At 41.4% G+C, this 24,730-nt stretch carries 25 protein-coding genes; 8 read left to right on the top strand and 17 right to left on the bottom strand.

From position 1 onward, the window contains the following. Positions 1–26 precede the first annotated feature (26 nt). The 3 genes from fmt to EO132_RS16315 are packed head-to-tail and all read right to left on the bottom strand — an operon-like array spanning position 27 to position 3,425. Complete coding sequence (fmt, locus tag EO132_RS16325; protein ID WP_127138887.1) at positions 27–989, bottom strand: methionyl-tRNA formyltransferase; 963 nt, start codon at positions 987–989, stop codon at positions 27–29. Continuing rightward, the gene (locus EO132_RS16320; protein ID WP_127138886.1) at positions 970–2,862 is read right to left on the bottom strand and encodes a RecQ family ATP-dependent DNA helicase; all 1,893 of its coding nucleotides are present in this window, start codon (positions 2,860–2,862) and stop codon (positions 970–972) included. The genes fmt and EO132_RS16320 overlap by 20 nt, the downstream gene beginning before the upstream one ends. After that, positions 2,862–3,425, bottom strand: a complete 564-nt coding sequence (locus EO132_RS16315) for an AAA family ATPase (protein WP_127138885.1) — start codon at positions 3,423–3,425, stop codon at positions 2,862–2,864. Before EO132_RS16315 ends, EO132_RS16320 begins: the two co-directional genes overlap by 1 nt. Positions 3,426–3,513: 88 nt before the next feature. On the opposite strand from EO132_RS16315, the gene EO132_RS16310 reads away from it, so the two are divergent. The 3 genes from EO132_RS16310 (at position 3,514) to murA (ending at position 5,856) form a co-directional block, all read left to right on the top strand. Continuing rightward, the gene (locus EO132_RS16310) at positions 3,514–3,801 is read left to right on the top strand and encodes a DUF493 family protein (RefSeq protein ID WP_127138884.1); all 288 of its coding nucleotides are present in this window, start codon (positions 3,514–3,516) and stop codon (positions 3,799–3,801) included. Positions 3,802–3,882: 81 nt separating this feature from the next. After that, complete coding sequence (locus EO132_RS16305) at positions 3,883–4,533, top strand: DUF4290 domain-containing protein (protein ID WP_127138883.1); 651 nt, start codon at positions 3,883–3,885, stop codon at positions 4,531–4,533. Positions 4,534–4,548: 15 nt separating this feature from the next. Further along, positions 4,549–5,856 (top strand): UDP-N-acetylglucosamine 1-carboxyvinyltransferase, encoded by a 1,308-nt coding sequence (murA, locus tag EO132_RS16300; RefSeq protein ID WP_127138882.1) that lies wholly within the window; start codon positions 4,549–4,551, stop codon positions 5,854–5,856. Between the two features lie 9 nt (positions 5,857–5,865). Here the strand turns inward: murA and EO132_RS16295 are convergent, their stop codons facing one another. After that, positions 5,866–6,132, bottom strand: a complete 267-nt coding sequence (locus EO132_RS16295) for a hypothetical protein (RefSeq protein WP_127138881.1) — start codon at positions 6,130–6,132, stop codon at positions 5,866–5,868. Then, positions 6,129–6,329 carry a hypothetical protein gene (locus EO132_RS19685; protein ID WP_164732366.1) on the bottom strand — a complete coding sequence of 67 codons (201 nt, stop codon included), beginning with the start codon at positions 6,327–6,329 and terminating at the stop codon, positions 6,129–6,131. Before EO132_RS19685 ends, EO132_RS16295 begins: the two co-directional genes overlap by 4 nt. A gap of 17 nt (positions 6,330–6,346) precedes the next feature. Here EO132_RS19685 and EO132_RS19815 point away from each other — a divergent pair, with 17 nt between their 5' ends. Further along, the gene (locus EO132_RS19815) at positions 6,347–6,550 is read left to right on the top strand and encodes a hypothetical protein (protein ID WP_262707595.1); all 204 of its coding nucleotides are present in this window, start codon (positions 6,347–6,349) and stop codon (positions 6,548–6,550) included. A gap of 19 nt (positions 6,551–6,569) precedes the next feature. Here the strand turns inward: EO132_RS19815 and EO132_RS16280 are convergent, their stop codons facing one another. The 6 genes from EO132_RS16280 to EO132_RS16255 all read right to left on the bottom strand — a co-directional run bounded on the left by EO132_RS16280 (position 6,570) and on the right by EO132_RS16255 (position 11,505). Continuing rightward, entirely contained in the window at positions 6,570–6,992 is a 423-nt protein-coding gene (locus EO132_RS16280) for a hypothetical protein (protein ID WP_127138878.1), read from the bottom strand. Positions 6,993–7,040: 48 nt separating this feature from the next. Then, a complete protein-coding gene (locus tag EO132_RS16275; protein WP_164732365.1) occupies positions 7,041–7,643 on the bottom strand; it encodes a tetratricopeptide repeat protein in 603 nt (200 codons plus the stop codon). Between the two features lie 308 nt (positions 7,644–7,951). Further along, positions 7,952–8,959 (bottom strand): pirin family protein, encoded by a 1,008-nt coding sequence (locus EO132_RS16270; RefSeq protein WP_127138876.1) that lies wholly within the window; start codon positions 8,957–8,959, stop codon positions 7,952–7,954. Between the two features lie 41 nt (positions 8,960–9,000). Next, positions 9,001–10,314 (bottom strand): cryptochrome/photolyase family protein, encoded by a 1,314-nt coding sequence (locus tag EO132_RS16265; RefSeq protein ID WP_127138875.1) that lies wholly within the window; start codon positions 10,312–10,314, stop codon positions 9,001–9,003. After that, a complete protein-coding gene (locus EO132_RS16260) occupies positions 10,311–11,006 on the bottom strand; it encodes an SDR family NAD(P)-dependent oxidoreductase (protein ID WP_127138874.1) in 696 nt (231 codons plus the stop codon). The genes EO132_RS16265 and EO132_RS16260 overlap by 4 nt, the downstream gene beginning before the upstream one ends. A 1-nt stretch (position 11,007) precedes the next feature. After that, positions 11,008–11,505: an SRPBCC family protein gene (locus tag EO132_RS16255; RefSeq protein WP_127138873.1), complete on the bottom strand. Its 498-nt coding sequence runs from the start codon at positions 11,503–11,505 to the stop codon at positions 11,008–11,010. 175 nt (positions 11,506–11,680) lie between these two features. On the opposite strand from EO132_RS16255, the gene EO132_RS16250 reads away from it, so the two are divergent. Next, complete coding sequence (locus tag EO132_RS16250) at positions 11,681–12,535, top strand: DUF2911 domain-containing protein (protein ID WP_127138872.1); 855 nt, start codon at positions 11,681–11,683, stop codon at positions 12,533–12,535. A 55-nt stretch (positions 12,536–12,590) separates the two neighbouring features. On the opposite strand, the gene EO132_RS16245 is transcribed toward EO132_RS16250, so the two are convergent. From EO132_RS16245 to EO132_RS16235, 3 genes are all read right to left on the bottom strand, one after another. Further along, on the bottom strand, positions 12,591–14,300 hold the full coding sequence (locus tag EO132_RS16245) for a sodium:solute symporter family transporter (RefSeq protein WP_127138871.1): 1,710 nt from the start codon (positions 14,298–14,300) through the stop codon (positions 12,591–12,593). A gap of 111 nt (positions 14,301–14,411) precedes the next feature. Next, a complete protein-coding gene (locus EO132_RS16240) occupies positions 14,412–16,943 on the bottom strand; it encodes a PIG-L family deacetylase (RefSeq protein ID WP_127138870.1) in 2,532 nt (843 codons plus the stop codon). Positions 16,944–17,035: 92 nt separating this feature from the next. Further along, the gene (locus EO132_RS16235) at positions 17,036–17,980 is read right to left on the bottom strand and encodes a septum formation inhibitor Maf (RefSeq protein ID WP_127138869.1); all 945 of its coding nucleotides are present in this window, start codon (positions 17,978–17,980) and stop codon (positions 17,036–17,038) included. Positions 17,981–18,095: 115 nt separating this feature from the next. On the opposite strand from EO132_RS16235, the gene EO132_RS16230 reads away from it, so the two are divergent. After that, complete coding sequence (locus EO132_RS16230; protein WP_127138868.1) at positions 18,096–19,340, top strand: peptidase U32 family protein; 1,245 nt, start codon at positions 18,096–18,098, stop codon at positions 19,338–19,340. Continuing rightward, a complete protein-coding gene (locus EO132_RS16225; protein WP_127138867.1) occupies positions 19,340–19,570 on the top strand; it encodes a ferredoxin in 231 nt (76 codons plus the stop codon). Before EO132_RS16230 ends, EO132_RS16225 begins: the two co-directional genes overlap by 1 nt. On the opposite strand, the gene EO132_RS16220 is transcribed toward EO132_RS16225, so the two are convergent. The 3 genes from EO132_RS16220 to EO132_RS16210 are packed head-to-tail and all read right to left on the bottom strand — an operon-like array spanning position 19,571 to position 21,429. Then, complete coding sequence (locus EO132_RS16220; protein ID WP_127138866.1) at positions 19,571–20,164, bottom strand: Maf family nucleotide pyrophosphatase; 594 nt, start codon at positions 20,162–20,164, stop codon at positions 19,571–19,573. Then, positions 20,157–20,684 carry a KdsC family phosphatase gene (locus EO132_RS16215; protein WP_127138865.1) on the bottom strand — a complete coding sequence of 176 codons (528 nt, stop codon included), beginning with the start codon at positions 20,682–20,684 and terminating at the stop codon, positions 20,157–20,159. The genes EO132_RS16220 and EO132_RS16215 overlap by 8 nt, the downstream gene beginning before the upstream one ends. Then, positions 20,668–21,429: a Rossmann-like and DUF2520 domain-containing protein gene (locus EO132_RS16210; protein WP_127138864.1), complete on the bottom strand. Its 762-nt coding sequence runs from the start codon at positions 21,427–21,429 to the stop codon at positions 20,668–20,670. The genes EO132_RS16215 and EO132_RS16210 overlap by 17 nt, the downstream gene beginning before the upstream one ends. Positions 21,430–21,562: 133 nt before the next feature. Between EO132_RS16210 and EO132_RS16205 the strand changes: the two genes are divergently transcribed. Continuing rightward, positions 21,563–24,730 carry a cytochrome c biogenesis protein gene (locus tag EO132_RS16205; protein WP_127138863.1) on the top strand — a complete coding sequence of 1,056 codons (3,168 nt, stop codon included), beginning with the start codon at positions 21,563–21,565 and terminating at the stop codon, positions 24,728–24,730.

Raw genomic sequence — 24,730 nt, 5'->3', positions numbered from 1 at the left:
TTTCGCAGCCCAATCATAGCAAGGCTTTAGCGAAGATGTGCCTTGTTTTCCAGATTTAGCCCATTCAAAACCTCGTTGAACTGCATTCTTCGCTTCCCTGGCAACTGTAATTCCAAAAGAGAAATATACCCATTTTGGACAGCTACCTTCAATGATTTTTTTTCTGCAATCAGTTTACCGATCTCGTAGTTATGGTCAGCCTGCTCCATTTCGGTTGTAAAGATTTTCATGGCTTCGGCTTTATCTCCGTTCACCAATTCCGTCCATGCACCTGGGTAAGGGCTCAATCCTCTAATATGATTGTAAATATCTTCCATGGATGCTTCCCAATCAATGCGGCAAGTCTCCTTATGGATTTTTGGAGCGGGTTTAAGTGCTGCACTTTCGTCTTGCTTTTGCCTTTTGACCGTTCCCGCCTCAATTTGTTTACAGGTCTCCACAACCAAATGGGAACCCAGTTCCATCAATCTATCGTGTAAAGTCCCTACGTTATCATCAGGTAATATCGATGTTGTTTTTTGAAGTATGACACTGCCCGTATCTATTTTTTCATCAATAAAAAATGTAGTCACGCCCGTTTCCGTTTCCCCATTGATTATGGCCCAGTTGATGGGTGCCGCACCACGATATTGGGGCAGGAGGGAAGCATGTAGATTAAAGGTGCCGTGTTCGGGCATTTGCCAAACCGCTTTGGGTAGCATTCTAAAGGCGACCACCACCTGTAAATTGGCATCAAGACTTTTGAGCTCCTCCAAAAAAGCTTTGTCTTTTAAATTAGTGGGCTGTAATACCTTTAAGTTATGTTTTGTAGCACATTGTTTTACGGCCGATTCTTGCACCTTACGCCCACGACCTGCAGGTCTGTCCGGCGCGGTAACGACACCGACTACATTAAAATCAGCTTTTATAAGCTGTTCGAGACTGCCCACGGCAAAATCCGGGGTGCCCATAAAAACAATACGAAGGGGATTATGTTTTGATGTACTCATTTTTAAAGTTTAGGGAGACCAACTCATCTTCCAGTAGTCTTTCCAGTGTTTTTAAAAGTTCCTTTTCATTGATGCCCGTTTCTTTCTCCAATTGTCGGGAAGTATGTGGGCGAATGTCCAAAAGCTCCAAGACCCTTTGCTCCAGGTCGTGTGGAGAGGCCAGTACTTTTTTCTTGGTACAAATATCGCATGTACCGCACTTTTCCGCAGTCTTTTCCCCAAAATAATTCAGCAGGTAAACACTACGGCATAACTTTTTATTGGAAATGTAGCCCAACATAGCGGCCATATTGTTTTCTTTCACCTGATTAAAACCCTTGATTTTTTTGGCGAACAAGTTAATGGTATGATTATCTTCACGGGGCACCAAAAAAGTGATTTCCAGATCGGAAGTATTGTTTTCGTACGCCGCGATGTTATCATCCGCCAGTTGCTGCAGTATTTGTTTTAACCGTTCTTCACTTGTACCTGTTTTTTGGGAGAGCATATACAAGTTGATTTTGGTCTCGTAATCGGTAATGCCTCCGTAGGTCCGTAAAATCGTTTGGATGATAGGTGCGGTTTTTTTGTTTTTATCCAGATAATTAAAAATCTCGGTTTTGGAAGCCACAAATTGAAGGGTGGTTTTTTCCTTGAAATTCTCCGCAAGCGACAGCACGGAATTCTGATCTAGAATGCGGATGGCATTAAAGGTCATGTTCGGATTGAATTCGTATCGTTTACAAAACTCGTTGAATTTGAAAGCCAAAGGTTCGGAGATAAGCTCGCCATAGGAAATCTGAAAGTAATTGTTGAGCTTGGAATAGACCTGTTTCACGAAAGCCACATCTGGCAATGTGGATAAAAACTGTTGCTTGGCCTTATCCTCGTCTTCGTTGGAAGTTATGATGATTGCCGTGGAGGGTTCTCCGTCACGTCCAGCTCTTCCTGCCTCTTGAAAATAACTTTCCAAACTATCGGGTATTTGGTAGTGAACCACTAACCGGACATCCGGTTTGTCCACGCCCATACCAAACGCATTGGTAGCGACCATCACCCTTACTTTTCCGTTTAACCAAAGATTGAGTTTTTCTTCTTTGTCCGATTTAGGGATGCCTCCGTGAAAAAAAGAAGCTGAGATGCCTTTCTTGATCAAAAAGTTGGCCAGCGAAATGGACATCTTTCTAGAGCGTACATACACAATGGCACTTCCGGGAATTTTCTCCATATACTTTTTAAGCTGGTATAGCTTGTCCTCGGAACGCTTTACTTTAAAATTGATATTGGAGCGAGAGAAGGAATCTTTGAACACTGTGACATTTTCCAATTCCAAATTCTCCACAATATCATCTACAACTCTTGGTGTGGCTGTTGCGGTTAGAGCAATCATCGGGGTATTGGGCACAAGCTCCTTTAAAACGGAACATTCCAAATAAGCTGGTCTAAAATCGTTTCCCCATTGTGATATACAGTGGGCCTCATCTATAGCGATAAGGTTCACGTTCATTTGTTGGATTCGCTCCCTAACAATGGTTTGTTGCAAGCGTTCTGGGGACAGGTATAAAAATTTATAGTTGCCATACAGGCAATTGTCCAATAGATCGTTCAGCTCGCTGGGTGGAATCCCTCCCGTTAAAGCAATGGCCTTGATACCTCGCTTTTCTAATTGCGCTACTTGGTCTTGGATGAGTGCCACCAAAGGTGATACTACAATGCAGATGCCCTCCATGGCCAGCGAAGGCACTTGATAACAAACGGATTTACCTCCACCAGTGGGCATCAGGGCCAGCACATCTTGTCCGGAAAGAACTGTATTGATGATTTGCTTTTGGGAACCCCTGAAATCATCATACCCCCAAAATTGTTTTAAAATACTTGTGGTGTCCTTATGCACTATTGTTTTTTAAGTGTTTCCAAAATAAAGTCAATCCGATTTAGGACTGCATCTTTTGGCACTTCGATGGGGTCATAGCCAAATTGTGTATAGATTTTCATCAAGGAATGATGAATGCTCTCTGCTTCTTCAAAGGTTTCCATTCGTTCGTTATCGGAAACATAGATCTCTCTCCAAGGTGGAACAATGAAAACTGAATCGTATCTATGGTTTTCGCAATGCGAAGTAAAAAAATCGTCGTACTCCTGACCAAAAAAGTCCATATAGGCCAATACATCCGGTATGCCACGGTCAAAAAAGCTTATTGGAGCATTCAGGCTTAGCGATTCCCTGTAGTGGGATGTCCTACCCTCCAGCAAGTCTTTGTTGAACTGCAGTGCATCGTCAACAAATACAAGCGGGTTGGAAATATACTCCTCGGACTGACCTTGTTCTTTTGCTTTGGAGGTCATGTCCCTAATAATCTCATGAAAGCAATGGAAACCCTTGCTCTCCAATCCATTTACGATGGATGTTTTCCCTGTTCCAGGGGCTCCTGTTATAACTACCTTGCTCTTGCCCAAAGACCTTGAATTAATGATACAAAGTAATGAAATCGCTCGAAGGAAAAAAAATCGTTGGTTAAGCCATATATTTGTAGAAAATTGCGGTATGGACAAAAAGAACACAGAAGAGTTTTACGCAAAACTTCGTGAACAATTATTGGAGACCACCAATTGGCCTTCAACATATCTCTACAAATTCATTGTTCCAACGGATGAAAAACGGATTTCTCAAATTCAAGATATTTTCGACAATACAGGGGCTGTGATAGAATCTAAAAAATCCAAGAAGGGAACTTATACCAGTCTATCAGTAACAGTAAATTTGAAAGATCCCGATGCGGTCATTGAAAAATACAAGGAAGTTTCGGTTGTGGAAGGGGTAATTTCCCTCTAAACCCTTTGTTTGCCATAATTTTATTAATTTGCAGGCGTTATCGGATTGACTTTCCAATTATCAAATCATAAACACACAAGTTTGAACGAAGTATATAACCTAGAATACAATACAGAGCGTCCAAAACTCTTTATTCCCGAATATGGTCGTCATTTTCAGAAAATGGTGGATCATGCAGTAACCATTGAAGACCGTGATGAACGGAACAGAGTGGCCAAATCCATCATCAGCGTGATGGGAAATTTGCAGCCGCATTTAAGGGATGTTCCTGATTTTCAGCATAAGCTTTGGGACCAATTGTTTATCATGGCCGACTTTAAGTTGGACGTGGATTCACCCTTCCCAATTACCTCAAAAGAAGTTTTGCAACAACGCCCAGAACCTTTGGAGTACCCGCAAAACCATCCGAAGTATCGATTTTATGGGAACAACATCAAGAGAATGATTGATGAAGCTGTAAAGTGGGATAAAGGGGATAAAAGGTCTGGTTTGGAGTACGCCATTGCCAACCACATGAAAAAATGCTATCTGGTTTGGAACAAGGACACGGTAGAAGATGTTGTCATATTCAATCACTTGAAGGAATTGAGCGATGGACAGATTGATTTGGCCAAAAGTGATGAGAGTCTGACGGAGAGTGGACAATTCCTTAAAAATAGACCAAGTAGGTCTAACAAGTCCAACAACAACCGCGGTAAAAAAGGACAAAGAAGTCGCAAAAAACGATACTAAATTCCAAAGGAATACATGGGTACATTTCGAATAGAGGGCGGACACCAATTACATGGTGAAATCACGCCTCAGGGAGCAAAGAACGAAGCACTACAGATTCTTTGCGCCGTATTGCTATCAGAGGAGAAAATTACCATAAACAACATACCTGACATTGTCGATGTCAATAAATTGATTGCCCTTCTTGAGGATTTGGGAGTAAAAATCCAGAAAAAAGGCAAGGGTTCATATACGTTTAAGGCAGATGATGTCAATTTGGATTACCTACAATCCGCTAAGTTCAAAGAAGATGGTCGCGGACTCCGTGGTTCCATTATGCTGGTCGGGCCTTTATTGGCACGATTTGGTAAAGGGTATATCCCTAAACCTGGTGGTGACAAAATCGGAAGACGAAGATTGGATACCCACTTTGAGGGCTTTATCAAACTTGGAGCCCAGTTCCGTTATAATAAAGAGGAATACTTCTATGGCGTAGAGGCCGATAAGCTTACGGGAACGTACATGCTTTTGGATGAAGCCTCCGTTACGGGAACCGCCAACATTGTAATGGCTGCTGTGATGGCCGAAGGTACCACCACAATTTACAATGCTGCTTGCGAACCTTATTTGCAACAATTGTGCAAGATGCTGAACCGCATGGGAGCTAAAATCTCGGGAATTGGTTCCAACTTATTGAAGATTGAAGGGGTGGATTCTTTGGGAGGGACCGAACACACCATGTTGCCCGATATGATCGAGATTGGTAGCTGGATAGGTTTGGCCGCAATGACCCAGAGTGAATTGACCATCAAAAATGTGAGTTGGGATGATTTAGGTCAAATCCCCACAGTCTTCCGAAAGTTAGGAATTAATGTAGAGCGAAAAAACGACGATATCTTTATTCCGAAGCACGAAGAGGGTTACGAAATACAGAATTTTATTGATGGGTCTATCCTAACGATTGCGGATGCCCCATGGCCAGGACTTACTCCTGATTTGTTGAGCATTATTCTAGTGGTCGCCACACAAGCAAGGGGAGAGGTGCTCATTCATCAAAAAATGTTCGAGAGCCGATTGTTCTTTGTGGACAAACTCATTGATATGGGAGCAAAAATCATTCTGTGTGACCCGCATAGGGCTACTGTTATCGGACATGATTTTAAATCCACATTGAAGGCCACTACCATGGTTTCTCCCGATATTAGGGCAGGGGTGTCCCTTTTAATTGCAGCATTGTCCGCCAAGGGAACTTCTACCATTCACAATATCGAACAGATTGACCGTGGTTACGAAAACATCGATGAACGCTTGCGTGCCATCGGAGCGAATATTGTGAGGGTTTAATGTGTCTAGCTAATCCTTTGGGATTAAAATGGTCACTTTTGTACCCGTGCTATCATTTTTGTTGAGGCTTTCCACTTGTACCAATTCTTGGTTTGTGAATTTCGTCAGCGCATTGATTCTTTTTGAAGTAATGGACATGCCTCTGGATATTCTTTGATTATTTTCCGGCTTTAATGCTGGATTCCCAACACCATTGTCCTCAATCACACACTCAATGTTGTTCTCCTTGTCCTTGAAGGAAATGCTCAAGTGTTTCTTACCTATTTTGGGTATCAAAAATGAATAATGGCATTTTCGATGTAGAGTTGGACCAAAAACATGGGGATTTCATGTTTGTCGATGCCCAAATCTTCATCAATGTCAAAGGAATAACTAAAGGAGTCATCAAAACACAGCGCTTCCAATTCCACATATATTTTCAAGAGCTCAAGCTCCTCCCGAAGGACCAGTGTAATATCGACCGAACTTTCCAAAACTTGCCGAAGCAGTTTTGAAAAATTCGAAAGATAAACAAGAGCTCCTTTTTTTATTGATCCGTATTGATCAAGTGTTGGATGGAAATCAGGGAATTAAAGATAAAATGCAGGTTCATCTGAGCCCGGAGCATTCTCTTTTCCAATTGCCTGTTCATATCGCTGATCATATCCTTTTGTTAGGATATCAACTTGTTCTTCTCGCGGAGCAGGGCATTTGATTTTTTCTTCGCCAAAAACCTAAAGTAGAGGAGGCTCGCAGAGAACAACAACAAAACCAAGATGATGATGAAATAGATCAACCTTTTCTTGTTCTGCTTCACCCTGGTGTTGAGCAAAGCAAGTTGAAGTTCGTTTGCCTCGATTTCCCTGTCCTTTACATTGGATTTGAAGGTTCTGTGTTTCCTTGACCTTGGTTTCGTTCATCAGGCTGTCTTTGAATGCCATTTTCTGATTTAAATGATAAATAGCATTTGACTGTCTACCAATGGTCTCATTTATTTCAAAAGTCAGCTGATGCGGTTCTACTTTGTCATCGTACCCATCAATTTGGCTTAAAGCTTGGATGTTTTGTTTGGAGTAATCCATCGCGTCATTATACCGCTTTTGTTTAAACCTTAGGTTTGCTAGATTGTAGTAGGCCCCGGCAATTTCCTTTTTCAAAGAAAGGCTTTGAACCAATTCTAAAGATTTAAAAAAATATTTCTCTGCTTATGCCCATTGTCCCAAATTAAAGTAACAACTACCGATGTTTGAGTATTTAGTACACAGAGAAATGTTGTCGTTTCGCTCTTTGCTATACGGAACAGCTTTTAAAAACTTGTTTAATGCGACTTCATAATCTCCATTTTGGTAGTCCAGCACTGCTAAGTTGACAAGAACAAAGTGCTCGCGTTCTTCACGATTGGATTCTGGGACAAGTTCCAATGCCTTTTCAAAATTATCAACGGCTTGTTTGTCTTGGCCCATCTGATAATGTAGCACCCCTAAATTGACATATATTGGAGAAACATCCAATCCCAAGTTCAATGAATCAATCAACTTAATGCTCTTTAAATAATAACTCTGACTTGTTGGGTAATCCCCTATACGTTTGTATACAATACCCAAAGAATTATAAGTATCAAGAACAATTTGAAAATTCCCGTGCTCCAATGCCAGGGATTGGGCCTTATTAAAATATCCCAGGGATGTGGCATAGTCCCCTGTCATACCATAAGTAAGGCCAATGTCGTACAATGCTTTGATTTCACCTAGGGTAAAGTTTATCTCTTTAGCTTCTTCTAAACTTTGTAAGCCATATTTAATGGCCATTTCTTTGTTTTGAAACCTAAACTTTCTCCCCAATTCTTTAAGTGTGTTGACTCGGGTAGTGTCATTCGCTGTTTCAAGTAAGTTTTGAAGACTGTCAATCTCATTGGTCTGAGAGAAACAAAGATGTGTAATACAACAAAAAATTAGGGCATGCAAAATTGATGGTTGGGACACATTCATACAAAGTTGGTTTATTGAATAGTTGTAGGTTGATTTCTATTCAATTGGTTCTGGCTGGCAGTAATTTATGAAGAATTCCATTTAAAAGCCCCTAAATCGTTGAAACAAAGCTAACTGTAAGAAAAAGGTTATTCTTTCTCAACCAATTTTCCATCAGGATAGAGTGCAAATCTCCCCTTATCCTTATCATGAACATTGTCAGGATATGGCCAAGGCCAACCGCCAAATTGGGTAAGGCGGTAATTTTCCATTACTTTTTGTATTTCGGTTTGGGTGTTCATCACAAAGGGACCGTATTTGGCAACGGGTTCGCCAATGGGTTTGCCTTGCAACAACATAAAATGTGCTGTTTCAGAGCCTATTTTGATGTTGACGTCTTGGGTTGGGTCCATAACAATTCCAAAGTTGGGATTAACTTTTTTATCCCCGATTTGGATGTTATCCCCTTCGTAAAAATATAGTACACGGTTTACTTCTGAAGAATTTGCCTTTGGCAGCATATATTCTGAATCAGCATCCACATGAATGTTCCAAACTGCCACCTCGTTTTCAGTAGTGGCAGCCCATGAATCCGGGGCTGGAGGAACGGGGTTTACATCCTTATAGGTGCCAGCAACCACTTTGATTTTTGCATTTTGCTCTTCTACAATCGGTATATCTTCATTCCAGAGCATTTTGAAATGAGGATCTACGAACTTTCCGGCTTTGGGTAGGTTCAACCAAATTTGAAACAATTCCAGCGTATTTCCCTCATCATCTTTTAATAATGGAAACATTTCGGAGTGCTGCACACCTCCTCCAGCGGTCATCCATTGTACATCGCCCTTACCAAATCTTCCAGCTGCTCCCAAGGAATCAGAATGGTCACAAAAGCCTTTGTTGACAATGGTTATGGTTTCAAAGCCACAATGGGGGTGGGATGGAAATCCCGGTATGGTCTGTCCGTGGTACATCCGCCATTCATTGCTCGGGTCAAAATCACTACCCAAGTTTCTTCCTTTGAGCAAGGATTCGTCTGGTCCCATTTCGCCATTGCCTTTTGGAAAATGGTCCAAATGGTACACGCTGAATAAAAATGGGTCTAAGGTTTGCCAAGGAGAACTTAACGGAAAGGTTTGTAGAACGGGGTTTTTCATTGTGGAATGTAATTAAGGGAAATAAAATTAACGAAAAAGCTTCAACTGACGGCTTCTTTATACGTTTTCAAACATCTTTCACGGGCCATTTTATGGTCGACGATAGGGTCAGGATAGCTTAATTCCTGCAAGTCAGGCACCCAGGTGTTGATGTATTTTTTGTCCTTGTCGAATTTTTTGATTTGCGTGGTAGGGTTGAATATCCTGAAGTAGGGAGCAGCATCCACACCACTGCCTGCGGCCCATTGCCAATTACCAACATTGCTGGCCATTTCGTAATCCAGCAGCTTTTCTGCAAAGTAGGCTTCGCCCCAGCGCCAATCAATCAATAGATGTTTGCAGAGAAAACTGGCGACCAACATGCGAACCCGATTGTGCATGTATCCTGTTTCATTGAGTTCTCGCATTCCAGCATCGACCAGTGGGTAGCCTGTTTCACCTTTTTTCCACTTTTCAAACTCTTCTTCGTTGTTGCGCCACTCGATTCTGTCGTATTTGGCTCTAAAAGCTTTATTGACGGTATGTGGAAAATGCCAGAGAATCTGCATGAAAAACTCTCTCCAAATCAATTCGTTCCAAAAGGTCTCGTTCTTTTCATCAATGGCTTTCTTAACCATTTTTCGGATGGAAACCGTGCCAAATCGTAAATGGGGACCCAGTCGGGAAGTTCCTTTTTCTTTGGCTGGGTAGTCCCGTGTGTCCTCGTATTTTTGAATCAAACCTGAAGTTACCGTATAATCGGGAACCTCGATGGAGGACTCCTCAAATCCCATATCTTCCAAGGAAAGTCTTGGTAATTTTTTGGATTCATATAGGTTTTTACCAAGGTCGCTCAGCGTATCATATTCCACCAGATGTGTGGATGGATTGAAGTTTTCCTTCCATTTTCGCATAAATGGGGTGTACACCACATAAGGGTCTCCGTCGTCCTTTACTACTTCATCTTTTTCAAAAATGACCTGATCCTTAAACGTGTTGAACTGCACATCGTTTTCCTCTAAAAGTGATTTTATTTCTTCATCACGCTTTTTGGCATAAGGTTCATAATCGTGATTGGTGTAGACGGCTTCAATGTCAAAGTCATCCAATAGTTGTTTAAAAACCTTTTTCGGGGTATCGTGAAATTGTGCAATGCTACTGCCATGATTGGTTCTAAGCTGATTGCTAATTTTTTGAAGCTGCTTGTGGATAAATGTGACCCTTGCATCATTTTTAGGGAGGTTTTCCAGTATTTCGGTATCAAAAATGAATATTGGTAGTACAGGAACATCATTTTGTAGCGCTTGATAAAGCCCAACGTTGTCATCTAGGCGCAAATCACGCCTGAACCAAAAAACTATGACTTTGTCTTTCATGAACTCACATTTAAGCTAGACATTCCACCATCGACCCCAATAACTTGTCCTGTGATCCATGAATTATTGGAATCCAACAAAAAGGTAGCCATGTTCGCAATATCCGCTGTATTGCCAACCCTTTTCATGGGATGTCTTTCGGACATCATCTCTTTTTTCTTGTCATTGCTCAATAGTCGTTCCGATAAGGGCGTGTCCACTAGCGAAGGAGCGATGACATTTACCCTTACCTTTGGCGCGTATTCTGCCGCCAGGGCACGCGCAAAGCCTTCTATGGCTCCTTTTGCTGCCGAAACACTGGTGTGAAAAGGCATTCCTGTTCCCACGGCAACTGTGCTAAAAAAGACCATGCTGGAACTTTCATTCATTCTATTGATGATGGATTTGACCGTTTTGGCCAATGCAATGAAATTGATTTCCATATCATTTTGAATTGTATCAATCCCCATTGTTTTAAATGGTTTCAGGTTAATGCTCCCTGGACAATATGCAAAGCCATCCAGTTGTTCTGGAATTGATTTTTCGCTGATGTCATCATTCAAAACATCAAAGGGAATGTGGGTAACGTCTATGTTTGAAAGCTCTTCGTTGCTTCGGCTGGCTACAAACACCTGATTGTCCTTGGAGAGCTTTTTGGCCATCTCCAAGCCAATACCATAAGAACCACCAATCAATAATATATTCTTTTTCATGTTATACTTTTCCAATACTTAAAAAATTCTCTTTTCCATCCACTTGGCCGAATAACTCAGCAAGCTTCTTTTCCCGAAACTCAAAAATCTTGTGCAACTGTTTTTTTACTAGGAGTGGGTGTGTTAACTGTCCCAAAAATCCAAAAGGCAATTTATAATCGATAATATCCTCCATTTCCACACCTTCTGGAATTTCTTTCAAAAAGTGTTTGTGGTGCCATAACGAGTAGGGGCCAAAACGTTGCTCATCCACAAAGTATTCCCCATCCTTTACATGGGTAATTTCGGTAACCCATTTGGTAGAGACGAACGGAAACGGTTTTACAATGTATTGAATCACTTGGCCTTGAAACATAGGCCTATCAGCTCCTGCCAAGATATGAAACCCCATGTGCTTTGGGGTAATCACTGCTAGGTTTTTGGGGTCCGATAGAAAATCCCAAGCTTCTTTTTTGCTGATGGGAAATACTTGCTTGGATTTTAATTGATAGAGTTGCATCTAAATGAATTTACACAAAGATAGCAGTAAAATGTTTAATTAAAATAATAAATAGTTAAACAAAAATTAAATCAGAGCCATTTATTTCCTATTTTTGTTTTAAGGATTAATTAACAAATAGCGTATCGCTTTATTTTAATTTTGTTCAGCTGAACAATTAATACATACAATAACTATGAAAAAATTTACACTCTTATTATTTGCGGTGTCGATGTGTTTTTCTTTGGAAGCACAAATACAGACACCAGCACCCAGCCCATCCTCTACATTGGAGCAAAAGGTTGGTTTGACGGATGTTACTGTTAAATACTCACGCCCTGCAATGAAGGGTAGGACCATATTTGGGGACTTGGTTCCTTATGGTGCCATTTGGAGAACAGGGGCCAATGAGAACACAACTATTTCTTTCAGTGATGATGTAACCGTAGAGGGAAAGGAACTGAAAGCTGGCACATATGCCATTTACACAAGACCCGATGAAGCAGTATGGGAAGTATTTTTCTATACAGCAACAGATAATTGGGGAAATCCTGCCGAGTGGGATGCATCTAAAGTTGCTGCTACCGTAAAAGTTGAAACCTTTGAGATTCCCATGCCCATTGAATCATTCACTATTACTATAGATGATCTTCACAACAATGGGGGAACCTTGGGCATTATGTGGGAGAACACTTATGTTGGTGTTGATTTCATTGTTCCCACAGTGGATAAGGCTCTCAAGAGCATCAAGGAAACCATGGAAAGCAAGGAAGATTTGACTGCCAACGATTATTTTGCTGCAGGTTCTTATTATTTTGCGGAAGGCATGAATATGGAACAAGCTAAGGAATGGGTAAACAAGGCTGTTGAAATGGGGGATGGAAGTGCCTATTGGATGATGCGCACCCAATCCTTGATCTATGCAAAGCTAGGAGACAAGGAAGCTGCTGTTGAAGCTGCTAAAAAATCCTTGGCCGCTGCTCAAGCTGCAGGCAATCCTGATTATGTGAAAATGAACAAAGATTCATTGAAAGAGTGGGCGAAAATGTAATTGAAGCCTATTTCCTTAAAATAATAAAAAGAGCCCACTTTTCAGTGGGTTTTTTTTATTCCTGAATAGATGAGGAGTTACCTAAAAAATTGTCGAACATTTGAGTGATAATGGCCAAAACTATGACCAAAACACATCCGAAGGCGTTCAACCACAGATAGGACATCCAGTCTAGATTATAACCAACAATCACAATAATTTGAGTGACGATGGCCGCCACAAAAACAGCATTTCCTTTCACAAATTTGAAGAAGAAGGCCAGTAAGAATATACCCAGTACATTTCCGTAGAAAATAGAACCGATGATATTGACCAACTGGATAAGGTTGTCAAAAAGATTGGCCACATTGGCAATCACAATCGCAATGATTCCCCAAAGCAGGGTAAATGCCTTGGTAGCCTTTAAATAATGTTCTTGGTCATGCTCTTTTTTGACATTCCTTTTATACAAATCCAAAGCTGTAATGGTTCCCAGAGCGTTTAACTCCGATGCAGTCGATGACATCGCAGCAGAGAGAATAACAGCCAATAACAGACCAATAAGCCCCATGGGCAAATTGTTCAGGATAAAGTGGATAAATACGTAATCCTTGTCATTGGTCTCCACGGTAGCATCCGCTTTTGAGATTATGGTCTTTGCTGCCTCTCTGTTATCTTTTTCCCTTTCATTTATATTGATGATATCCTGCTTTGCCTGTTCAATGGCATTATACTCTTTGAGCTCCAATGCGGAGGAGAAAGAATGTTGTGCCATTCGTTTTTCTTTCTCCAATTCTTTATGGTCCTTCTCAAGCGTCTTATAGTCATTCGCGTATTCCGATTGCAACACAGCCTCGGTTGCAGCAGGGTTAAAGTTGAGGGGAGAGGAGTTGTACTGGTAAAAAACAAACACCATGGCACCAACCAACAGGATAAAGAACTGCATTGGTATTTTAAAAATACCATTGAAAATCAAAGCCAACTGGCTTTCACGAACAGATTTACCTGATAAATATCGCTGCACCTGACTCTGGTCTGTTCCAAAATAGGCCAATGCCAAAAAGAAACCACCTGTGATACCACTCCAAAATGTATATCGGTTATCGGTATCAAAAGAGAAATCAAGAATATCGAGTTTATTGTTGGCTCCTGCTATTTTTAAAGCTTTACCAAAAGAAATGTCCGTTGGCAATGCCCCCATGATAAAAAAGAAAGCAAAGAACATCCCCAACATGATGATGAACATCTGTTGTTTTTGGGTGACACTAACCGCCTTGGTACCCCCGGAAACGGTATAAATGATTACCAGAATCCCAATGATTATATTCAACGTTCGTAAATCCCATCCCAATACCGCAGATAAAATAATGGAGGGAGCAAAAATTGTGATTCCCGCGGCCAATCCACGCTGCACCAAGAACAAAAGGGCGGTAAGAGTACGTGTTTTCAGGTCAAAACGGCCTTCGAGCATCTCGTAAGCGGTAAATACCTTTAGTTTTTTATAAATGGGAATAAACACCAAGCAGATAACAATCATGGCCATGGGCAGTCCAAAATAAAACTGTACAAAGCCCATTCCGTCGTGGAAGGCTTGCCCTGGTGTGGATAAAAAGGTAATGGCACTTGCCTGTGTAGCCATAACGGATAGACCAATGGTCCACCACTTTACGTTGTCGCCACCACGTACATAGTCGTCCACATTATTGTTGCCACGGGTTTTCCAAACACCGTATGCAACGATGAAGAGTAGGGTACTACCAAGAATAATCCAGTCGAGTAATGCCATTCAGGGTGCTAATTGTTTAAAATCATTATGAGGTAAAAAACCAATATATATATGGCGTTTAAAAGGATTACAATGCTGTATTCCTTTTTCCATTCAAATTTGGTATCCATATTATCCTTTGACATTACTGTCTCTTTTTACTTCATCTTTTCCTACGGAAAGCATATTTGCAAAGAGTTTGTACGCTCCCGAAACCCCAACAGGCAATTCCCTGAAAAAGCTTAATCCTGTGTAAATATAATGACCTTCTCCATAAGGTGCTACAATAAGGCTTCCTTGTTTGTCAGTTTCGCCCTCATCTTTCATGGAGAGAATAGGTGTGAATTCTGAACTCCACTCACTCGGAAAATACAATCCACGTTCTTGTACCCAACCATCAAAATCCTTTTGTGTGATGGTGTTCGGGTAGTTGACCAATGAATTGTTGGGCGCCAATATTTCAATTTCGGCATTTTCGTCAGTAACCCTGTCCCTGGAGAGTGTTACATCATAAGGTGCAATATTTTCGAATTGACTGGCCCATCTTCCAGCAGTATTGTACTGCACGATCATAGTGCCTCCATTTTTAACGTACTCAAACAGGACGGGTTGTTTGAATTTTAGGGCATCCACCACATTGTAGGCTCTAATTCCAACCACTACAGCATCATAATTGTCCAAATCCCCATTTTGAATATCATTGGGGTCCACTATGTGCACTTGGTAACCTATTTGCTCCAAGCTTTCGGGTACATTGTCCCCAGCACCCATGATGTAGGCAATATGCTCTCCGGATTTTTTGATGTCCATACGAACCACCTTGGCCTCGGATGGAAGCAATACGGATTGCTTTGGGATATGATCGTAACTGATTTCCACCAGTTCTTTGTCGAACACTTTATTGTTGAGGGTAACTTTTGGCTCTAATTTCCCTTCACTTTCTGTGTTGGGTGGAGTAACATTGAAGACAACAGGGATTTCCTCTCCTTTTTGCGCAATGGAAAATGGAATACTCTTTGGCGTGACTACCCATCCTGATGGGTGGTTCAGCACAACTGATCCAGAAACATCATTTTTTCCTGCTCTTATTTTTACCTGAACCTCTTTGGTATCCGAAGTGGCAAAAATCAAGACCTTTTCATCAATCTTGGAAGTTACTTCGGGCAAAATGGCAAAGGGTTCGTACAATTCGCCTTTGTCCGGTTTGGAATACCTGTGCACCACGGATTTTTCAAAAGGGATTTCAACACCGTCAATGGCTAAAGTGAAAATTGCTTTGAAAGCGCTTGGAGTTTCTGGTTTACCAATCAAGGTTTGATCATTCACGGTATAGGTTCCCAAAGTTCCAGGTTCATTTAACCAGTAGGGACTAGTGTATGAAGTGTTTTCGGGAATGGTAAAACTGATTTCAAAATTTTCTCTTTGATTGTCTCCCAAGACTTTGTTTGGGGTCAATTTGGCACCAACTCCAACAATATCGATTTCTTTTAAAGTAATACTCGGAGTCGACCTGTTGATGGTTTCTATATTGATGGTCGCCTTGCTTCCAGGAGTAGCGGAAGAACTCGCAGAGCTTGCTTCCAGGTACAAACCTGCCGCCGCCAAGATGATATTCTTAAGCTCTTTTGATTTTAATGCCCTCCAATGCTCATCTTCCACCTTTTGCAGCAATTGATAGGCTTGAACAAGTTCAGGGATATGTTTGGCTGGGTTTTGGAAATCGAAATCCTCCTCAACCTTATATAAAATATCGCCAACAGCTTCGCCTCCTTCAACGCGCGACCAAGTTGTATTGATACCATCAAAAACATCATTCTCTTTGGGCATGTCTCCCTTTAAAAGTTCAATGTATTCGTTGGAAGAGCCCCTGTCGGTCAACCTGCCAAACCCTTGGCATAGATGTTGGCTACGTGCCATGGCCGCAATTTCGTTGTTGGACAGCCCGAGTTCAGGATAATACGTTCCAACATCAAACTTTACCATGCCGGATTTGTCAACCTTTTCAAAGGCTTCTTGGCTTCCGTATTGCCACCACGATGTGTTGTAAAAAATACGTTTGGGTTGCCATGGTGTGGTCCATTGTAATTGGTCCGAATACACATTGGAATCATTGGCAATGTCAAAGGCCTCCATACTCAAAATAGCGGAAGAGGTATGGTGTCCGTGCGTGGAACCAGGCGTTCTGTGATCAAAACGGTTGATGATCACATCGGGTTTTATATTGCGAATGGCCCAAACCACATCGGCCAATACTTTGTCTTTATCCCAAATTTTCAAAGTTTCTTTTGGGTGTTTGGAAAACCCAAAGTCGATGGCACGGGTAAATCGTTGTTCCCCGCCATCCATATGTCTTGCGGCCAAAAGTTCCTGTGTTCGCAATACGCCTAAAAGCTCGGCCAACTCAGAACCAATCAAGTTTTGACCACCATCGCCACGGGTCATGGAGAGATAAACAGTCCTTGCCTTTTCATGGTTGTCGAGATAGGAAATCAGACTTGTGTTTTCGTCATCGGGGTGTGCCGCGACGTAAAGTGCTGTGCCCAAAAAATTGAGTTTTTGGATTTCGTGGAATAGTTCCGAAGCAGTAAGTTTATCGGGTTTTTGGGCAAAAGCGTTCGTGAAAATTAATGTGGTTATGGAAAGGAGTACCCAAAAATGCTTCATAGTTGGTCGTTTAGTGGTTAATTCAAATATAGGTAGTTTGTAGGCAGTCATCCGTTTCTTTACAAGACTTTTAACATAGCAATTCGTTGCTGTTACAAACCTAAACTATCCCTTAATATTAAATTATTGTTGTCATTTTGTTGCCAATAGGCAGTTTTTAGTGACTTGATTTTGGTGGCCGAAGTTGTCATTCTTTTTGCATCGGGACCAAAGTCACTTTTAAATTCTTCCGTCCAACTTTCAATGGAATGGGGGAAGTCAGTCGTGAATTTTACCATCAAATTTCGTTCCAATTCTGGGTAAGAAATGGAGTAAGTTGTAAGGCCATCTTTAGATGAAAGTTGAGCATTGGCATTATAAGCTTTTATTTCTTGATGGCTTAACCGAATAAACTCGAGAGAAGGAATTATGGAGATACTGCCCACAGGAAGATTTTCGGGATTGATTCGGATTTTGGTCCAGATCTCGTTTTCAAGAATTGCTTTTTCCATCGCGAATGCTTGATCGGCCTCTCCTTCAAAATAGGAATGTGAAGTGAACTCAAACTGTTCCCGGTTGTTAAGTTGGGAGTATACATGTCCACACCATTCTTGAACCGACAGACTTGTTTTAAGAGCATGCTGATTGTCATAAACAGGATAAAATGTACTGCTCATGATGGAATAGGGATAGATACCCGTTAAAAACTTTTTAGTGCCGTTCAATTTCAAGACCGATACGTTTTCAGGGTTGCTATTGTTTGCTTTAACCTGTTCTTGGGGCAAAAAGGGTTCGGTAACGTAAATCAAAACAGCCTTGCCTTCCCTTAATTCCCCATATCGTGCTTGCTTCAGTTCGTACGAAGTTATTTCCGCTTCTCCAGCGTACCAATACTCCTTGAAATCATCTGAAAGTGGAACTTTGGGTGGCTGCTCATTTGTTTTTTTGGCAGAAGCAGTATTGGCCAAAGCTTCTGGATTATTTTCTTGTTTACATCCGATAAGCAAGAAAATCAATAATAAAAAGGAAGTACTAAAAGTTGATATAGAAATTTTCATTGGTGCATTTTTCCAAAGTTAGGGGTAAAGTCGGTTTATATCAAGATACTTAACTTTTTCCAATACACGGAAAAATGTAGTTTTGCAGAATATTTCAGAAGTTAAACTTTTTGGTATGCAACAGATTGAGTTGATGGCACCTGCGGGTAACTTTGAATCGTTACAGGCTGCGTTGGAGAACGGAGCCGATTCGGTGTATTTTGGTGTGGAGCAATTGAACATGAGAGCAAGGGCGACCATGAACTTTACGTTGGACGATCTACCCGAGATAGCAAAGCGATGTAATGCCAGGGGGGTGCGAACTTACTTGACTTTGAACACCATTATCTACGATCATGATCTTTCCATTGTCAAGACCTTATTAAAGAAGGCCAAAGAAGTAGGTTTGACCGCAATTATTGCCATGGATCAAGCGGTAATCGCTTCCGCCAGGGAAATGGGGTTGGAAGTACATATATCCACCCAAATCAACGTAACCAATATTGAAACGGTAAAATTCTATGCCATGTTCGCAGATACCATGGTGTTGAGCCGTGAGTTGAGCTTGCGGCAAGTAAAGAAGATTACCGGGCAAATAGAAAAAGAACAGATCAAAGGACCATCGGGTCGTTTGGTTGAGATAGAGGTTTTCGGTCATGGAGCCTTGTGTATGGCCGTTTCGGGTAAATGTTATATGAGTTTGCACTCTTACAACTCATCCGCAAATAGAGGTGCTTGCAAGCAAAACTGCCGAAAAAAGTATACGGTTATCGACCAGGAGACTGGTTTTGAAATGGAACTGGACAACGAGTATATTATGTCTCCAAAGGATTTATGTACCATTGATTTCTTGGACCAAGTGGCTGATGCAGGCATCAAAGTATTGAAGATTGAGGGTAGGGGGCGTGCTCCGGAGTATGTGGCCAAAGTAATCAAATGTTATCGTCAAGCATTGGATAGCTTATACGAAGGCAACTACGACAAAGAGAAAGTAATCACTTGGATGCAGGAATTGGAAAAAGTATACAACCGTGGTTTTTGGAGCGGGTACTACTTGGGCCAAAAGTTGGGCGAGTGGAGTAAAATTCCCGGTTCTTCGGCTACACAAAAGAAGGTGTATATTGGTAAAGGAGCCCACTTCTTCCCGAAAAGTAACATTGGTGAGTTCATCATTGAAGCTTACGATATCTCAATTGGTGATACCATTTTGGTGACAGGCCCCTCAACAGGAGCCAAAGAAATGAAAGTGACCGAAATGTTGGTGAACGATGCCAAACTTTCCACCGCCAAAAAGGGCGATTCCGTAACCATTCCTTTGAATTTTAGAATTCGCCTATCGGACAAGTTGTACAAAATCGTGGAAAATAAGATAGAGGCCTAATGGTGGTAGTGACGCTTCAGCGTGAAAAATGTATCGGTTGTAATTATTGTGTGGAGATGGCTCCAGAACAATTTGCCATGTCCAAGAAAGATGGGAAATCTGTTTTATTACACTCCCAGAACAAAAAAGGATTTCATACCATCAAATCCCACGATGAGGGCATTTACGATACCTGTGAACAAGCCTCCAAAGCCTGTCCCGTAAAAATCATTTCGGTAAAACGAACGTGATTACAGCTCCATGAGTGTTTTGTAGACCAAATCGGTGGGCAGTCCCACTACGTTGGTATATGAACCTTGAATCTCAGTAATACCGATCATACCGATCCATTCCTGAATGCCGTAGGCACCAGCTTTATCAAACGGTTGACAAGTGTCAATGTAGTAGTTGATTTCATCATCCAAGAATTCCTTCAACTTTACCTTGGTAACCCCACTTACTGTTTTTTGCGCATCTTTTGTGGTAAAACAGACAGAGGTAATCACTTCGTGCCAATCGCCAGAGAGCGTTTTGATCATTTCGAATGCTTCTGCTTTATCAGAAGCTTTGGCCAAAGAAGTATTGTTGTGCCAAACCAGGGTATCGGACGTAATCACGATTTGGTTGGGTTCCAACTCCTCCAAAAATGGCGTGGCCTTTAGTTTGGCCAGATACTCTGATATTTCTTGACCTTGTAATGCTTCAGGATAGACCTCTTCTACGGATTTAGGTCCTACTTCAAAATCAAGTCCCAATTCTTCCAAAAACATTTTGCGTCTTGGCGAGCCAGAGCCTAAGATGATTTTTTTGTCCTTGAGCTTTTCTTTGAGTGGATTTTTAGTCATTCTTGGCACTAAAATTATCGTTCCAGTCCCCGCGAACTTTTAAAACTTGCTCAATAATATCGCGAACACAACCATCGCCTCCATTTTTGTGCGAAACATAGTCGGAAATAGCTTTTACTTCGGGTACTGCGTTCTGTGGAGAAGTGGCCAGGGCCACCATTTTCATGGGTGGAATATCGGGAACATCATCGCCCATGTAAACCACGGATTGTGGGTCAATATCATGAATATCCAAATACTCCTCCAACGGTTCCTGTTTGTAATGGGCACCCATGTAAAAGTCGGTTACCCCAAGACCTTTTAAGCGCTCTTTTACGCCTTGATTGGTTCCACCGGTGATGATGCACACATTGTATCCTTTTTTAATGGCAGTTTTTAAGGCATAGCCATCCTTGACACTCATTTTGCGAAGTAGTTCGCCATCAGTGGTGATCAAAACGGTCCCATCTGTAAAAACCCCATCAACATCAAAAACAAAGGTGGTAATGTTACTCAGTAGCTCTTTATAATTCTTTTTCATGCGCTTGTTTTATGGCTTGGCTCAATAGTTTATAGAGTGTAATGTGTTCTGGTTTGTTCAGAAGTTCCAGGTGCTCTTCCTTGCTTTTGATGTCATTACGGCGTGCAGGCCCCGTTTGAGCCTCTTTGGGCGAAATGGTCTGGATTTTATTCGCAGTTTCCATAATCAATGGTTTCAATAAATCAAAAGAGAGTCCTTCTTCCAAACAAAGTTCTTCGCCGATACCGTAGAGGTAATTGGTAAAGTTGTTCACAAAAACGGCTGCAAGATGCAATTTTTTTCGCTGTTCCGAGTCGATATGGTGTACGTTTTCAGAAATGGATGCTGCCAAGGTTCTCAATGTTTCCAAAGATTGTTTCTCCTCAGCTTCAATACAGATAGGAATACTTGAAAAATCAACCGTCTTACCTTTGGTAAACGTCTGTAGTGGGTAAAAAACACCTTTGTTCATAGGTTGTATCGCTTTCAGACTAATGGCTCCAGAAGTGTGGACCACGATTCCTTGTTTGTTCGATAGATGTTTTGACACTTCGCCAATAACATCATCTTTTACTGCGATTACATACACATCGGCATCAGTAATGGCATTAAAATCGTTGGAAATAGGGGAGTGTGTCGAAAATTGCTGAAGTGCTTCTCCATTGCGTCCCACAACTTGGACCACATCAACATTAGTGGCTCCTGCAAAAGCGCTGTACAGGTGTTTGGCGAGGTTGCCGGTTCCCAAAATCACAATCTTGAGCATGCCCAAAATTACAAATTTAGGGTTGATGAATCATAGTAAGAATTAACAAATATGTGTGATTTTTATCGTTTTATGCAACAAGGAAGTTCTAAAAAGACCGTATTTTTGCAAACCGAAAGTAGACCGAATTTCCATGATCGATATTCTTAAGAAAACGCTTTTTTCCACAAGACTTATGGCTGTTCTATTTTTGGTCTTTGCTGCGGCAATGGCCATGGGAACTTTTGTGGAAAGCTGGTACAGTACCGAAACCGCACGAATTTATATTTACAACGCTACTTGGTTTGAGGCCATTATGGTCTTCTTCGTAATCAACTTTTTTGGAAACATTTACAGGTATCGTCTTTTGCAATGGAAAAAATGGCCGGTACTGATTCTTCACCTTTCTTGGATTTTGATCATCGTTGGCGCGTTTGTGACCCGTTATATCAGTTATGAGGGTATGATGCCCATAAGGGAAGGTGCCACTGAGAAGGTTTTTTATTCGGATAAGACGTATTTGACTGCTTTTGTAGATGGGGACATCAATGGAGAAACTAAACGTAGGGTATTGGAAGATGACATCCTAGTGACCCCAGAGGGAAAACGTTCCAGTTTACCGTGGAAATCCGATTTCAATGGGCAACCGTTTTCCATCAGTTATGTGGATTTTATCAAAGGAGCAGAAAAAGGATTGATACCAGATGAAAATGGAACCGAGTACCTTCAAATTGTAGAAGCTGGAAATGGTCAGCGCCACGAGCATTATCTGGAAAATGGTAAAATAGCCAGTGTCCATAACATCCTTTTCGCTTTAAACAATGAAACTGATGGTGCCGTCAACATCTTTTACGATGAAGAAAATGGTTACCGCATCAAATCGCCATTTGAAGGTAATTTTATGCGAATGGCAGACCAATTCCAAGGGGAAGTGGCCAGTGATAGCATCCAGCAGTTGCAATTACGCTCACTTTACACTATGGGCGGCATGCAGTTTGTGGTACCTGACCCTTTGATAAAAGGTAGTTATGGTATTGTTAAAGTGCCCGAGGAGGAAATTACCAAAGAAACACAAGATGCTTTAATTGTTTCCATCTCTGCCAATGGTGAGAGCAAGGAAGTGAAATTGTTGGGAAGCAAGGGAACATCTAATTTCTCGGACAAGATCAATGTAGGTGGGTTGGATTTCTCATTGAGTTATGGATCCAAAGTATACGAGCTTCCTTTTTCCATTGAGCTGAACGATTTTATTGCTGAAAAATATCCGGGAACCGAAACAGGTTATGCTTCATTCATGAGTAAGGTCACGGTGCACGACGACCGTCCTTTTGATTATGATATTTATATGAATCACGTACTAGATCATCAAGGATACCGGTTCTTCCAATCCAGTTTCCATCCTGATGAGAAAGGAACCGTTCTCTCCGTAAATCATGACTGGTGGGGCACATGGATTACCTATATTGGTTATTTTCTGCTGTATATTGGTTTGATGGGCATCATGTTCTTTGGAAAAACACGTTTCAGGGATTTACAGACCATGCTCGAAAAAATCAAGGAAAAGAAAGCCGCATTGACAACAATTGCACTTTTCTTCGCTTTTGTTTCGGCAAACGCCCAAGAAGAGGTGCATGAACATTCCAATGTCCCAACGAAGGCACAAATAGATTCTGTGATTCAAGCCACTACCGTAGCCAAAGAGCATGCCGAGAAGTTTGGTGCTTTGGTCATACAGGATGGGGAGGGTAGAATGAAGCCTGTACACACTTTTTCTTCTGAACTATTACGAAAATTGAGCGGTAAGGACAAGTATAAAGATATGTCTTCCAATCAGGTTTTCCTTTCCATGATGCTTAATCCTGGGGTTTGGTACACTGCGGATTTTATTGAAGTGGGTAAATGGCAAAACGATAGTATTCGAAAAGTAATTGGAGTTCCGAAGGGTACAGATTATGTTAAGGCCACTGATTTTTTTGATGAGAAAGGAGTCAATAAATTGGGGCCTTATTTAGAAAAGGCCACTACTACAAACAATCCTTCGAATTTTGAAAAGGATATCAAAAAGGTATGGGAAAGGTTGAGTTTGTTGGATGTTGCTTTGGGTGGAAGCATCGTCAAAATATTTCCCTTGCTGAACGATGAAAACAATAAATGGATTTCTGCTGTTGAATATCGTGGTGGGGACTATCAGGTACAGGATTCACTCTATGCCAATTTCATCAGAAATGCGATGCCGTATTATTTGAATTCGCTGCAACAATCCATCAAGACCGGAGATTACTCTCAACCTGATAGATTGCTGGAAGCCTTCAAACAGAATCAAAAGAATCACGGGGAGGAAGTATTGCCATCGGATAGAAAGATAAAAACCGAGATCATTTACAACAAGCTGGACCTGTTCAACCGTTTGTATAAGTACTACGCAATGGTCGGTGTCTTGTTGTTCTTCGTATTGATTGCCAAAATTTTCAAGGAACGAAAATTTCTCGATGCCTTTGCTTATTTATTGAAAGGGACCATCATATTGTTCTTTATCTGGCACACCATTGGTTTGATATTGCGCTGGTACATATCTGGCCATGCACCTTGGAGTGATGCCTACGAAAGTATATTGTATGTTGGGTGGGCCACCATGGGAATTGGTTTGGCGCTAGGTCGAAAGAGTGAGCTTACCATAGCAGCAAGTGCTTTTGTGACCTCCATGTTGTTATGGATAGCCCATCAAAGTTGGGTGGATCCTGCGATTGCCAACTTGGTACCTGTATTGGACAGTTATTGGTTGATGATTCACGTTGCCGTAATCGTAGGTAGTTATGGTCCTTTGACGGTTGGGATGATTCTAGGGGTAGTTACCCTCTTATTGATGATTCTTACCAACAAAAAGAACAAAAAACGAATGGATCTTGCTATTAAGGAGCTTACCGTAATCAACGAATTGGCCCTTACAGCTGGTTTGGTCATGCTGACCATCGGTAACTTTTTGGGTGGTCAATGGGCCAATGAGAGTTGGGGCCGTTATTGGGGTTGGGACCCGAAGGAAACTTGGGCTTTGATTTCAATCATGGTGTATGCTTTTGTACTTCACATGCGATTGGTTCCTGGTCTACGTGGCAAGTGGACTTATAATTTTGCCAGTATTGTGGCCTTTGCCAGTATTATGATGACTTATTTTGGAGTAAACTTCTATTTGGTAGGACTGCACAGTTATGCCAGTGGGGACCAAGTAATAACCCCAAGCTTTGTGTGGTACACGGTACTTGGGGTCTTTGTTTTAGGAGGTATCAGTTTTTGGAGGTACAAAGTACACTATGCCAAAAAATAG

Origin of the sequence: Flagellimonas oceanensis (genome assembly GCF_003992595.1) — a bacterium.
GTDB lineage: Bacteria > Bacteroidota > Bacteroidia > Flavobacteriales > Flavobacteriaceae > Flagellimonas > Flagellimonas oceanensis.
The sequence above is the reverse complement of the archived record's forward strand: the minus strand, read 5'-3'. Positions and strand labels throughout refer to the sequence as shown.